Here is a 13,242-nt window from a genome sequence, read left to right as displayed (position 1 = left end):
TCAACCTAAACCAAACAATAATTGTTATTCAATACTCATAACAAATCATAACAAACTGAACTTCTATGAAAAAAGCATATCTCTCTTGACCAAAAAAGGTTAGGAAAGAGATATGCTTAATATCACCTCATCTAGATACAGCAAAATTGTCTCTAATGATGAGATCGGCTTGAATTAACAGTCTCTCATAAGGGGAATCAGGATGAGCTAACCTCCATATCAATTGATCTACTGCTCTCTTGCCAAGAAGAGCTTTGTTTACATCAACGGTTGCCAGTATTGGCTGATCTGTTTCCACATTATCAAAGCCCGTCACCGAACAGCTATCCGGAACTGCTCGTCCTGCCTTATGTAATTCCTCAATAACAAAACGTGCAGTGATATCGTTCACACATACAAATACTTCCGGTATTTCTTCTGGCGGAATCTCACGGATGGAGTGTATCATATCCACATCCTCCTGATAGCCGAGCATAGACTCATTCTGCGGGCATTCAATCCCATGCTCGTCAAGTGCCATACGATAAGCAGTCCATCGTTCCATAAAACTCGGCGCTTCCTTAATATTCCCAACAAATTGGAATTTCCGATAACCCCTGCCGATCAGGCCATTCATTATTTCTCGCATTAGTGTAATATTATCGCTGAATACGGTATCACAGTGAAATACGGGCTCAATATGATCAACCATAACTACAGGAATTTGGAGTCTTTGAAATTCCAGCAGTAACGAGACAGATACGGTTCCTACCGTAATAATCCCTTGAATTGCATCAGGATTCAGCAAGGAAAAGATCTTCTCAGAAGAAGGCTCGGTCAGTGTTAAGATATCATGTCCGATCTCATTCAAACGAGCTGAGATCCCTTCAAATACGGGCCCCCAATAGAGAGAATCCATGTTCTGGTATCGGATGTTCGGAAAGAGAACAACGATGGTTCCGGATCCTTTACGGTTATCAGTTATAGGTTGCTCTTTGAGTAATTCTCCGTTTACTGGTTTGCCAGGTCCGGCTGCATTCTTGAAATAACCAAGCTGACCGGCTGTTCGAATAATCATTTCCCGTGTCGTCTCGCTTACTCCGCTCTTTCCAGTCAAAGCTCTGGACACGGCAAACTTGGAAACGCCTGCTGCATCAGCGATTTGCTGCATCGTTACTTTGTTCCGCATTTTTTCACCTGTTTTCTAGTGTAAAGATATAGGTCATCTTATCATAATTCGGGTGAAAAATACCACGTTAGAGTTGATAATTGACGATATAGGGGCTTAATGATGTGTTGTAATATCCAGTGCTCCACTCTACAGCACGACCATCACTCGTATAAGCAAACCTCTGTCGTCTCAGCACAACATCTCCTTCAGACATGCCCAATTCACTGGCGATGCGGGCAGATAAAGGAGCCACCGTAAATTGATCACGGTACTGTTCGGCAACCAGATCATGATCTTCTAACCATTCATATAAGGAAAACTCATCTCCCAGCGTCCACTCCTCTGCCTCGGTAAGACCTAACGCCAATCTATGCTCATAATAGATAAAGGGCAGGTCATTTAACAGGTATAAGCGTTCCAAGCACAAGCAACGATCACCAAACAGCGTATAAGCTTCGCTACCCGGCCCATTTTGCTCCATATACTTGCCAACCAGCCGTTTGTGTATCGTCGCCCCTTGTTCAACCAATATCTCCGTAAACTGCTTGCCCTTCGATAGTTGCGGTGCTACGCTATTTCGTTGAACTGTTGTCCCTACACCACTCTGCTTCATCACGTACCCTTCCTGCTGCAGCTCCTTAATCGCATTTCTAACGGTCATTTTGCTCACCGCAAATTCCTGCTCCAGCTGGGGCTCAGAAGGGATCAATGTGCCAACGGGGTATTGCCCATGCACAATTCGATCTCGAATGATCTTTTTAAGCTGTAAATAGAGCGGTCCTTTCTTTCTTGACAAGGACACAAATATCACTACCTTTCAATATCGGGTGCAAGCTCTTGCATGGTCTTTATAATATCCTGCTCGGATAAAGCCGCTGTATCGCCCGGCACGGTATGAGCCAGAATGGAAGCCGCTGTCGCAAATTGAACCGCATATTGAGCCTCATAGCCGCTAATATCTCCGTGTATAATGCCAGCCGTGTAGGCATCACCTGCACCGACCCGGTCCAGAACAGCTGCATTCATCGGTCTTCCAACCTTCATCATATCATTCTTGTACATAAATCCGGTAATCATATGCTGATCGTTTGGACCGATAGTACGCTGAGTGCCTGCAATAATTCTTATAGCGTATTTTGACGCAATCATAGGAATAAGCTCCTGAAGCTGCTCGGTACGCCCCTCATAACTGGACTGATATCCGAGCAGAGAAATTGCATCCCGCTCATTCATCATGACGATATCTGCAAGATGCAGCATCTCCTCATAATACGATTTTGCATGCTTGCGTTCTTCTTCATCCCATAGTGTGCTCCTGTAATTGCAATCAAAAACAACGCTCCCGCCAGCCGATCTGACCTTTTCTGCGAGTGATTTCATTTGGTATCGAACATTAGCATTCATAGCGAGACCAATACCGCATAAATGCAAACAATCTGTATTTTCAGCAATCGCTGCTGCGTTATAAACATCTTTAGCTGTGCTGTTGAAGCTGCTGTTCTTCCGGCTTCCGTAGGTTACTCTTGTTGGTCTGGCACCATATCCAGTTTCCAGGAAGTAGCTCCCAAGGATGCTGCCCTCTGCGCGTACAAAGCGTGTGTTCAGATTTAAAGCTCGAAGTGAAGCCATAGCCGCATCTCCAAGGGAATTGTCAGGGACGGTGGTAACTATTGATGCTTCATGCCCTAAGCGAGCCATCCCTGCAGAGATGTTAACCCCTGTTCCAGTAAAGGAATAAGTAAGTGATCTGGATTGGGACAGTGTCTCATAATTCGGGACAGATAGCCGCATCATCACTTCACCAAAAGCGGTAATTCGCTTATGTGTCTGCATGCGCATCCACCTCGTACTTCAGAATTTGTGTCAGTTCAAGTACGTCCTGGATGTTAGTTAAGCCTGTCTCCTTATCAATAATGGAGGAGTACACATGCGGTATCACTTGCGGAACTCCTGCATCAAGAGCAAGCCGAAGGATATCTCTGAAATTGTCCTTGTCGATGCCTCCGGTTGGCTCAAGAGCAAAGTTCGCCTTGGCGCAAGCCTTAGCGACTGCTATGAATTCTTCTTTTGTTTCAAGTCCGTTCATCGGAAAATACTTCAGTGCGTTTCCTCCCATATCCGCCACGAGAGCAATCGCAGCTTCTACGGGCACAATCGCTTTCTCAGCCAGAACGGAGCTGGCAGGCCCGGTAGACAGATTCACGAATCCCGGCTTGCCGCATGGTGACACAAGGCTGTTGATCCAGCTGTCCTTGCCGCTTAGGTTCGCACGAGTAGCCCCAACCCCGGTAAACACCTGATTGATATGAGATCCTGCATAACGAACTGCAATTCTACTCACAACTTCCGACTGTCTCGGATCTCCTGCACCAAGTCCGATAGAGATGGCATCCGCACATACCTCACCATAGCCCTGCATCGCTTCTGCTGCTGAAATTGCATCCGGATAGTTCTTGGATAATACACCGATCAGCACATATCCTTCCGCTGCTTCAAAAATTTCCTTCGCATTGTTCACACTTCCGGCCAGAACGTTCAGTGCGGCACGGCCGTTATATAATCGCTCTGCGATTTTGTTCATCTCTAAATTAGGCCTCCCTTAGTGATCTCTATAATTCTATCGAAAATAACCTTCATATCGTCTCCCTTAAGCGACCTTGGATCAATATCGAAGTAACCTTGCTTGACGCCGTAATCCCGAGTATATATGGCAATGTCTCCTGTACGGAGCTTCTCTGCCATTTGTGCTGCATTTATGCCGGCTTCATCTGCATTCACCTTGATTCGTCCCCGATAAATAAGTCGTCCTGCCTCATCCTGTACGATGCTCATTTCGATTCCTGCGAGTTCAGATAATGCAGCAAGCTCCATTAGAGACTGCTTCTCTTCTTCGCTCCGATCCTGTTTGACCAAATATTCGTCCAGTGCCTGCAGCAGACCGAATGAGGACTCCTTGCCAACCTTCATGCTTCTGCCTATTCCGTGCAGCTGTACTTTAAGCCATTCAATATATTTGCTTTTGCCGGCCACGATACCGGATGTAGGTCCTTCGATCGCTTTGGAGCCGCTATAAATAACGAGATCGGAAATGGATATATAGCTCTTCAAATCCTCCTCAGCTGCCGCGTCAATTATAAAAGGAACCTGATGCTCTCTTGCCACCTCCCATGCTTCAGCAGCAGAGATCATATTCTTCTGAACACTATGATGTGATTTCACATAAAGAATTGCAGCCGTTCGTTCCGTAATCGCATCCTCAAGATGCTCCTGCTTGCCTTCGTTCGCATATCCGGCCTCTACCAGCCTGCCTCCGCCCAAATAAATCATCGTCTCTACAGGTGCTCCATATTGGACGTTGTGACCTTTCAGCATCACAATCTCATTTTTGCTGATCGTCTCTTGATGCAGCTTGAGGCTTAGGGCCCGGTTTCCTTGAGTAACCATAGCTGCCACTGACAAGGCGATGCCGCTAGAAGCTGAATTGACAATCGCGGCTGCCTCTGCACCGAGGAGGTTCGCAATATGCTCTCCTGCCTTGTTCGTTAAATCACTAATTTCGACGTACTGCTGTCCACCTTGCTTCATTGCCTCCATTACGGTGTCAGTCGGTGCAGATACGCCGAGAATGCTCATTCTGCCGCTTGCATTAATCACTCTTTTTAATCCGTATTTATGAAGAATAGAAGTTTCCACCTATGATTGCTCCTTTCGGTTGAATAACGGATTCGGCAAGACGTGTATCTCCATTCGAATCGATCATTGTTCTTGACTCAGGTACCACTTCAAACAAAGTGAGATTAGCTTCATCTCCGACTTGAATTCGTCCCAGCTCCGGCCGTCCAAGCCAGTCTGCTGCCCGGATGGTCACCCGATCTATAACTTCGGCAAGAGTATAGCCGATGACCATAAATTTAGTCATCACATCGGCAAGACTGTGCACAGGACCATTCAGGCGATTCCCTCTATATATGTCTGAACTGATGGTATCAGGATGGACTCCACAATCTTTGGCAATCTCAGCAACACGAAAGGAGAAGCTTGCCGTTCCATGTCCGACATCCAAATGTACTCCGCGACGGATAGCCGATTTCAAATCGGGTATAAGCTCATTCTTGTCATCCAAGATGTTATTGGCCTTCCCATGGAGATAATGAGTGACGATATCTCTTTCTCTCAGCCCGTTCAGCACTTCATTGATGCCCGGAGGGCCGGAACCTATGTGGACCATGAGTGGCAGATGGACTTGTTCCGATATGCGAAGGGCTGCATTCAATGGGCTTATCCCTTCTTCTTTGACTACACTTCTGCTGATTCTCGCCTTGAGTCCGACGATAAAACCGCTGTATCTGGCTGCTGTCTCGACGGCTAATTGCTGGTCGATCCACTCTGCTCTGCTCAGCTCATCTTGCCGTAAGCCCAGGCCAATCCGAGAGATATTTAATAAGGCAAGCAATCTTGTCTCTGCTGTCCTGCTCAGGCGATACAGCTCCTCCATATGATCCGCACCGCAGCTTCCTGCATCAAGAATTGTAGTAACGCCTTGGCTCACGCCGATCTTATCCGCGTCATCACCATAAGGCTGATAGGTATCCATCGCATGGACGTGCATATCAATCCACCCGCTCGATACATATTGACCTGAACAATTTATAATTTCATCCCCTGCAGCTGTTCCTGATTTCTCTATGGCAGCGATTTGTCCCTGCCTGAGCACCAGATCAAACCTCTGCTCCGAATGAACGGTCCTCACTGAACGAAGTACTCGCGTATGCATTACAGCCTCCTCCATCTCCATGTCCTTCCGCTTTTCACTAGTACCTTAACACAGATCAAGCTTAAGGTAAATATAACGTTATAATGTTTGAATGATTTACAGCCATACCAAAAAGACGTTTTCTCAATTGAAAACGCCTTGATTACTTTCATTACCTTGGTTACCATAGCTATATTTTATTCAATATACCTGTAATGCACCTATTATATCCCGAACCGTTGCGATGGGTTTCGTTTTTTGAACTTCGGTTCTTCAAACAGGATGCTGAAGAGTAGTGCGAGTCCTCCGGCAAAACCAAGCTGCAGTATGCTCAGTGCCCTGCCATCCCCTTGCTGGACCATACGCCCCGATAGAAGGATGTACAGTGCATAACTCAGGGCTCCCATAATGCATAACAGATCACCTGTTTTGAGCTGCATGCTGTTCTCAAGCGTAAGAAGCCCGATCCCCGCAATGGCTAACAAAATACTGCATACGATTTTGGCTTCAGGCCAGCGTCTTTGGACAATTGATACCAGGATCGGTACAAATACGACAGATAGGCTGATTAGAAATCCGGCCTGAGAAGTGGTTGTTTGTTTGACCCCATAAGTAATAAATACAAAGGCAGCGAACAGAACAGCCCCTAGAACAAAGCCTTGACGCATTGTACTTAATGTCATTTTGGACCATGTTTTGCAGAAAACCATACCCATAAGTTTTAGCTGCTTGAGTCTTTAATGGTCGTTTTTTTAAAACTCTCTACAAGTTAGGTTACAGTTTTCCCTTTACAGTCGCACGCTCCCTATTATGTCTTTGTTATATTTTTTTATAAGGAAAAGTATTCATTTAATTACTAAAAAAGCATGTCAAACGTAAACCAAACGTATCTTTTAAATAAGTATCTGTTGCAAGAATAGTTTGTTTCATAGAATTTATGATCTCTAATATCGATACCCCGGGTTGGACAATAGAGATTTCAAATTCTGTTTCATAACCAGCTCTCACCATCTTTTTTAACATATTTAAAGTTTGTAAGATACCTTTTTCAAATCGTGTTTCACCATAACTTCTCTGCCTCGAATTTTCCCTTTCAATCATTCTTTGTATTATTTCTAATACATTATCATTCCACATAATTGATTTTTCAGCTTGGCCGCATATTTCATATAGATCTGAGACACGAGCACCGGGATGCTCTCCGTGTGAATACTTACAATGATATAGATGAAATACTATTTTTTTATGCTGCATATCAATTTTAACTGAAACAATATCAGCAATTTCCCCTGATCCATCATCGTCAAAAATAATGTCTGAGCTTTGATCGATAATATTATGTATCGTAGCGTATTGTATAGAATCAATCTTTCTTCCTCTTCCTTGAGATTCCGATTTAATATTGACCCCAAGATCAGGCCAGTTAACAGCCTTAAGAACATCTGATGATAACTTAATACCACTTTTTGGTTTGATAACTGTTTTTAGATTTTCCTGAACCACAATTACAGTTCCATCACACTGTATGAACGAAATTTCTGGTGAAAATTCATACAAGAAATCAGTCATTTTAACAGTACTCTTGCCTAATTATGCTTGAACACAACGAGACGAACTATACCCTCTTTTTATTTGAGAATAACCCTTATGATAAGCTTAAATTATTCCATATTTTCACAGGCGATTATATAGCGCCAGAGTATTCCTATAACTGTATTTCAGAGAATAATTTTAAAACTCTATCTCAATTTAGTAAGAAATTTAATTCGTAGCTCTTTAATAAGAGATTCCCTCTAGGAATGGTGGCAGTGGCCACCTTTTTTATATTATCCACTCAGTCATTTAATTTGTTCAAAATAATGCGCTACGTAACGTATTATAATGTAGTAATATATATTCACCATAAAAAAAGGAGGTGAAACTTATGGATTACCAAGTGATTGGTCAGCTAATTGGAAGTGTAGGATTTCCTATTGCAGTTTCTCTTATTCAATTACAAACAGTTCTTACTAAGTTCAATAAGCAAATGGAAGGTCTGGAACAACGCATTGATAAATTAAACACTTCAATTGACTCCTTAGTTGAAATTATTCATCATGATCCCTCAAGTATAAAGAAAGTAGGTTCAAAATAAGTTGTATTCCATAATAAAGCAAGAAGGATCAGATGATAATTATTCATCTGATCCTTCTTCTATAAATACCACCTATTGTTATAGAATTCATAATGTACTTTCTTTAGCATTAGCTTCAATCATTGAATCTCGTCATTAAAAAGCTCTAAGTTATGAAACATTACGTATCAAAAATTTGAAAATTAGAATATAAAATAAGACAAAAAGAGGGCTATATATTATAATAGTATTAGAACAAAAAGAGAACGTAAGTTCGTATAATAAGCAAAATTCACTACCTAGGAGGTACTAAATCTATATGGATATTACTAAAGAAAATTGCGAAGCATTAAAAACCCTTCCAGCAAGCGTTAAAAAGTTCATTAAAGATAGAACATTATACTCAGATGACCAATTTCTTACTTATAAGCATGTTAAGTCAGATAAAAACAACTATGTTTTTCTAGTGATTGAAAAAAACCTTGAAGAACCCTTAGAAATATGCCACGTTTTTAGAGGAGATTACTTTAGCAAAGACTTTACATATTACTGGATACCTCTTGAAGAATTCAATTTAATTTCTAATAGCTTAAAAGAAATTACTCTTTAACTTCTTCCGATTTAATCCTATTATATTCCTCTTCTATGGCTCTACTTAAATACTCAGTAGCTGTCATTTTTGATTTCTTTGCAGCTTCTACTAATTGTTGTTTTATATAAACTGGTATATCATAATGAAATTTTACTTTATTACCGTATGCCATCTAGTTTTCTCCTCCCATTTCATTAATTTCACTATATTTTTTTTCAATGATACGTATTAATAGTTGGGTGGCAGATAAATCTTGTTTCTCTGCCGCCTCAATTAACATCTGCTTTATTTCAGGTTGAAATTCATACGGTAACTTAATTTTTGGTTCAGACAAATGCCCATCCATAGTTTTTTCAGCTTCAATTGCAAATTTTATAAGTTCTTCAAAAGATAGCTCGTTGTTTACCTCCGCACCATACCTAGGAAGTACTCGCAAAAGATAATTTTTAAGGAGCTTTTGATTTTCTTCTGTACACTCGATTTGTAACTCTTCGCCTTTAAAACTAAGATTACAATCTAAAGTGTAACCAAATAAATTAATGGAGTATTTCATATTAGTCTCCTTTTATTTTAATGTTATATAGCGCCATGTAACGCCACGCAATATTAATTACTAAAAATGTTTTATTAAATCAAGAAATTGTCGCAAGAAGTTAAAATCTAGCTGCTTAAAATTCGAATTTAACTATCCTAAAACCAGTTTGAGGATTCAGAATATATCACCTCGAAATTCAAAATAAACTACTCTCATATTCCAGTTTAAGTTACTTCTAAGGTCTAAATGATCTATCCTAAAACCAGAAACAAACTACTTTCCTATTCAAGTTTAAGTTACTTCTATGCTCTAGATGATCTATCTCAAAACCAAAAATAAACTACTTTTCTATTCAAGTTTAAGTAACTTCTATGGTCTAGATGATCTATCTAAAATCAAAATCCTACCCTTCAAGATTACTAACAATCTATCCAAAAACTTTAGATATTCCACCTCAAACTTAGGAGACTAAACATATTCTAACACACTTCATATTAAATAAATTTAGATCCTCTCCTTATCTATTTTATTTATTTAGCTATTATTTAATACACTGGAACTTTCATCTTAAACTACCTCAAATTATACTCAAAAGTTTCATTTAGTACATCTTTTTTTACAATAAATGTAAGTATATTACTTGCAATCAAACAAAACAAAGACTTATCCAAGAAGCTTACAACAATGGAATGTCTCTACAATTATATATAGAGGATCACTTCAATAAATTTTTTGAGATTGATAAATAATATGTGAAGAAAGCGACTCAATTTGAGTCGCTTTCAGGATATTTTTTTGTCTTCAGACTACTTATATTGAGGAGTTAAAATATATTAAAAATTTCTGTTTCTACTAGCGAAATATGTCCCATTATTTTTTTCTACAATTAATTGCTTCTCTAAAATCTTATAATAATTAAAACCTTGGAAGTATGATTTCAGTAATTCCACCAAAACCTCAAGTTCCTCATATTTTAATAAAGAAACATCATCTAAGTATGACATTACTATATCTTTATCTACAGGATGATCTTCAACTGAAAGTATGGTAGTTACCTCTATATACTTTAGTAAACTTGAGTTCTTACTAAGTAACAACCCAATAACTTGATATTCATTGTACCTTGTTGTACATAAGATGTTTCTAACATAATTATCTTTTCTACTACTTGATTCCTCTAAAATACTATAACCTTCAGAAATTAATACTATGTTTCCATCATATAGATTTGAACCTTCTAGCACCGATTCGTAAGAATTGTCAATTTGTATTTCTTCATACGTTTTTGTTCTTCCAACATGCATTATTTTTAAATAGGTATATTGTTTATACTGTAGTTCTAAATCTTGAACTACACTTATATCTCCTAAAAAGTCTAAATAATCATTTAGTATTGGTAAAACAAAAACTTTATCAAACGACTCTACATCAATATCATAGTAAATATCAAGCATGTTTTTATATAAATCAAACTGTGAACTTTTGAATATGTTATTTTAAAATATTCTCTCTTTGAGTACTATGATGGTAAATAAAACAAGCCGAAAAATAATCTATAAAAGACTTATGCGCCCATTTATAAGTAAGTCCATCTTTTACTATCAATGGTACTGTATTAATAATATCTTCAAATATAAGCTTGTATCAAATTCTTTTGAATACGATATTTCTTTAGCTTCATCAATCAACTTGATAAGCTTATCCTTACTAAAATCATTTTTGTTTTCTCTTAAGCATAAAAATCCAAATGATCTTAAAAACTTATGAAGTCCTTCTTTCGTCAAGCCTGATTCTTTTCCTCTCTTCCAACCACCTTTTGAATAATCATGGTCTTCAAATAGAGCATCATACACTTTCTATAAAAGTCTCCTTTATTGATAGGAATATCTCTTTTGTATTTATAAGTAATATAGATAAACGAAATTAGTAATGGATTTCCTAAAAATTGTCCTAGGTCAATGAATTCCTTAGATTTAGAGATTTACGCAATTTTTCAATTAGAGGTTGAGCAATCTTTACTTTTGATTTATAATCATATTTCCTTAATAAGCTGTACGATTCTTGTGGTTTAAGCTGTTTTATTACCATTATCTGAAAGTCACCAAAACTACTTAATGCAACATCTGGTCGAGATGATAGAAAATAGATATTATTCGCTGAAATAAACTCTATAAGCTGAGTTGTAACTTTATCCTTGATTTGAAGAGGTATTTCATCATAACCATCAAATAGGAATACAAAACCTCCTTCCTTTATTAAGTTAAGTAATACCTCACCATCATTTATTTTTCTAACTTTGTTTATGCTGTTTATAATGCTCTCTATCAAATCACATTCTCCTGTTACCTTTCTTAGCTCCAGAACGGATTACTCTATTACACAAAAGAAGTCTTGAAGAGAAAGTGGATCGGGGTGGAAATTGGGAGTGTAGATGGTATTAAATCACGCTTCGAATCAATTGATACTCAAAGAAACTACATCAAAGAAATTCAGTCTAACAGTAATAAGTTGTTCACAGAAGATATGAGAAAAATTCGATTGAAAAATGGACACTGACTTCCAGAAACCTTAGAGAAGAACAAAAAACAAAAAAAGGTTGATGAGCAACCTAAGCCTTTAGAAAGTGATACTCGATATTGAGTAACGATATAACTTTTCAAGAACAAAAAGTTATCATCTGAATATAAGCTTGCTGGATTAGATCCTTCCTTGTACTAAATAATCAATTGTGGGGATGTCAGCAGGAGCCCACTTCAGGGATTGTATCTCCTTTAGAGAAACCCATTTAATTGTCTCATGCTCCGTTACAGAAGGAATCCCCTTTATGATTTGAGCATAATAAGTAAACAATCTAACCTTAACATTTGGGTATTCATATATAGTTTCAGTAATATACTCACCCACTTCAATGATACATAGTAACTCCTCTTTAATCTCCCTAACTAAAGCTTCTTTATGATCCTCACCATTTTCAATCTTACCACCAGGAAATTTCCAATACACAGGCTGGGACATATGTTTGGATCTAAGAGCACAAAGGATCTCATTATTCTCATTAGTAATGATTGGCCCAACCACATCAACTTACTTCATTATCGATTCCTTCCTCTAACGCTATTTGAGTAAGTTTATCTACATCAGTATGTAAATCTAGGATATGCATCTTTCTATGGCAGTTTGGACAAAGGGCTACCGTATTATAAATCGTATCTTCTCCTCCCCTTGCTAGCCAAACAATATGATGCGTTTCTAAGTAAGGCTCTCCGAGCTTATTGTGAAATGGAGCGGGGTTCTCGCATAATTGACAACTACCTTGTGCACATCGCTTCGCATATTCAGCAACATAGGGATCTCTACTGTAAGTGGTGTTGAATCCTCTTCTTTCTATAGAAGTTTTGCGAGCATGTTTAGTCCGTTTTTCTAAATCTTCATAACTCATTTTCCTAGCCTTTTTTTCGTGCTGTTGTTTAGCTGCCCTTACTAATGTATCAGGAGGTTGATAATCCCGTTCTTCACCTGTGAGTCTGATTGGAAAAATCCATACTTTTCTTATCATTCCTTCATCATCAGGTTGTTCTTCCTGATACACTTCTCCTGCCAATTCCACTTTTCCTCGATAGGTATACTCCATTCTCTTATAAACCTCAAAAAGAAAACATCGATCCCATTACTTTTGGATTCGTAAAGGGACCTATTTTGCAAAAAAGTTTTGCTCTGATCTCCATTTCTACCCATACCTGTATAGTGTAAAATATCGCTAATCCACCGATCATCATATAAAGATTCTACATGATTCGAAACAATAACCAGTGAATTCGTCTTTATTGATCTTCGCATCCCTCCTCTTTGAGCGCATTTAAATAATCTGAATAATTGATCATTACTTATTGTGTCTCCTGCTCTCAACTCGTGCCAATGTGACATAAAAGCCCCCTATATTTCTAGTTCTACTACTAAGTATACATGCATCTGATTTTATTAAAAAAAACACATGTTGCTTGATAGACTACGACCAAACAAAATATTAATTTCTCTGAAGAAGATCATACTCTACCATTTTAGAATAGTTGACAGAATAGGGCACTTAAAAATAACAAAT

Annotated in this window: 17 protein-coding genes; 2 read left to right on the top strand and 15 right to left on the bottom strand. The window is 38.7% G+C overall.

All coding sequences use genetic code 11. The annotated features are described in order from the left end of the window. Positions 1-127: 127 nt before the first annotated feature. The 8 genes from BM415_RS05585 to BM415_RS05550 form a co-directional block, all read right to left on the bottom strand. Positions 128-1,168, bottom strand: coding sequence for a LacI family DNA-binding transcriptional regulator (locus BM415_RS05585; RefSeq protein ID WP_091155483.1), 1,041 nt, complete (start codon positions 1,166-1,168; stop codon positions 128-130). A gap of 67 nt (positions 1,169-1,235) precedes the next feature. Further along, entirely contained in the window at positions 1,236-1,952 is a 717-nt protein-coding gene (locus BM415_RS05580) for a GntR family transcriptional regulator (protein WP_091155481.1), read from the bottom strand. A gap of 8 nt (positions 1,953-1,960) precedes the next feature. Continuing rightward, the gene (locus BM415_RS05575; RefSeq protein ID WP_244533157.1) at positions 1,961-2,983 is read right to left on the bottom strand and encodes a sugar kinase; all 1,023 of its coding nucleotides are present in this window, start codon (positions 2,981-2,983) and stop codon (positions 1,961-1,963) included. Further along, entirely contained in the window at positions 2,970-3,731 is a 762-nt protein-coding gene (locus BM415_RS05570; RefSeq protein WP_091155475.1) for a 2-dehydro-3-deoxy-phosphogluconate aldolase, read from the bottom strand. The genes BM415_RS05575 and BM415_RS05570 overlap by 14 nt, the downstream gene beginning before the upstream one ends. Before the next feature lie 2 nt (positions 3,732-3,733). After that, on the bottom strand, positions 3,734-4,843 hold the full coding sequence (locus BM415_RS05565) for a DgaE family pyridoxal phosphate-dependent ammonia lyase (RefSeq protein ID WP_091155473.1): 1,110 nt from the start codon (positions 4,841-4,843) through the stop codon (positions 3,734-3,736). Continuing rightward, positions 4,821-5,924, bottom strand: coding sequence for an amidohydrolase/deacetylase family metallohydrolase (locus BM415_RS05560; RefSeq protein ID WP_091159079.1), 1,104 nt, complete (start codon positions 5,922-5,924; stop codon positions 4,821-4,823). The genes BM415_RS05565 and BM415_RS05560 overlap by 23 nt, the downstream gene beginning before the upstream one ends. A 203-nt stretch (positions 5,925-6,127) precedes the next feature. Beyond that, complete coding sequence (locus BM415_RS05555; protein ID WP_091155470.1) at positions 6,128-6,619, bottom strand: DMT family transporter; 492 nt, start codon at positions 6,617-6,619, stop codon at positions 6,128-6,130. A gap of 133 nt (positions 6,620-6,752) precedes the next feature. Beyond that, the gene (locus BM415_RS05550) at positions 6,753-7,472 is read right to left on the bottom strand and encodes a hypothetical protein (protein ID WP_211753649.1); all 720 of its coding nucleotides are present in this window, start codon (positions 7,470-7,472) and stop codon (positions 6,753-6,755) included. 355 nt (positions 7,473-7,827) lie between these two features. On the opposite strand from BM415_RS05550, the gene BM415_RS05545 reads away from it, so the two are divergent. Both BM415_RS05545 and BM415_RS05540 read left to right on the top strand, forming a co-directional pair. Continuing rightward, positions 7,828-8,037, top strand: a complete 210-nt coding sequence (locus tag BM415_RS05545; protein WP_091155469.1) for a hypothetical protein — start codon at positions 7,828-7,830, stop codon at positions 8,035-8,037. Positions 8,038-8,335: 298 nt separating this feature from the next. Then, the gene (locus tag BM415_RS05540) at positions 8,336-8,626 is read left to right on the top strand and encodes a hypothetical protein (RefSeq protein ID WP_091155466.1); all 291 of its coding nucleotides are present in this window, start codon (positions 8,336-8,338) and stop codon (positions 8,624-8,626) included. Here BM415_RS05540 and BM415_RS24995 read toward each other — a convergent pair. The 7 genes from BM415_RS24995 to BM415_RS25440 form a co-directional block, all read right to left on the bottom strand. Continuing rightward, entirely contained in the window at positions 8,616-8,780 is a 165-nt protein-coding gene (locus BM415_RS24995; protein WP_170862377.1) for a hypothetical protein, read from the bottom strand. The two genes, BM415_RS05540 and BM415_RS24995, sit on opposite strands and share 11 nt — an antisense overlap. Beyond that, entirely contained in the window at positions 8,781-9,161 is a 381-nt protein-coding gene (locus BM415_RS05535) for a hypothetical protein (protein ID WP_091155463.1), read from the bottom strand. An 815-nt stretch (positions 9,162-9,976) separates the two neighbouring features. After that, positions 9,977-10,597, bottom strand: a complete 621-nt coding sequence (locus tag BM415_RS05530) for a hypothetical protein (RefSeq protein WP_091155461.1) — start codon at positions 10,595-10,597, stop codon at positions 9,977-9,979. A 147-nt stretch (positions 10,598-10,744) separates the two neighbouring features. Further along, entirely contained in the window at positions 10,745-10,996 is a 252-nt protein-coding gene (locus tag BM415_RS05525; protein WP_091155459.1) for a hypothetical protein, read from the bottom strand. 97 nt (positions 10,997-11,093) lie between these two features. Beyond that, entirely contained in the window at positions 11,094-11,471 is a 378-nt protein-coding gene (locus BM415_RS05520; protein WP_091155456.1) for a hypothetical protein, read from the bottom strand. A gap of 369 nt (positions 11,472-11,840) precedes the next feature. Beyond that, positions 11,841-12,221: a (deoxy)nucleoside triphosphate pyrophosphohydrolase gene (locus tag BM415_RS05515; protein ID WP_091155454.1), complete on the bottom strand. Its 381-nt coding sequence runs from the start codon at positions 12,219-12,221 to the stop codon at positions 11,841-11,843. Position 12,222: 1 nt separating this feature from the next. After that, positions 12,223-12,744: an HNH endonuclease gene (locus tag BM415_RS25440; protein WP_244533156.1), complete on the bottom strand. Its 522-nt coding sequence runs from the start codon at positions 12,742-12,744 to the stop codon at positions 12,223-12,225. Positions 12,745-13,242: the final 498 nt, after the last annotated feature.

The organism is Paenibacillus sp. 453mf, from assembly GCF_900116105.1.
In the GTDB taxonomy this organism is placed as follows: Bacteria; Bacillota; Bacilli; order Paenibacillales; family Paenibacillaceae; genus Paenibacillus; species Paenibacillus provencensis.
Note: the sequence above shows the minus strand (reverse complement) of the source record. Positions and strands in the feature narration are given on the sequence as shown.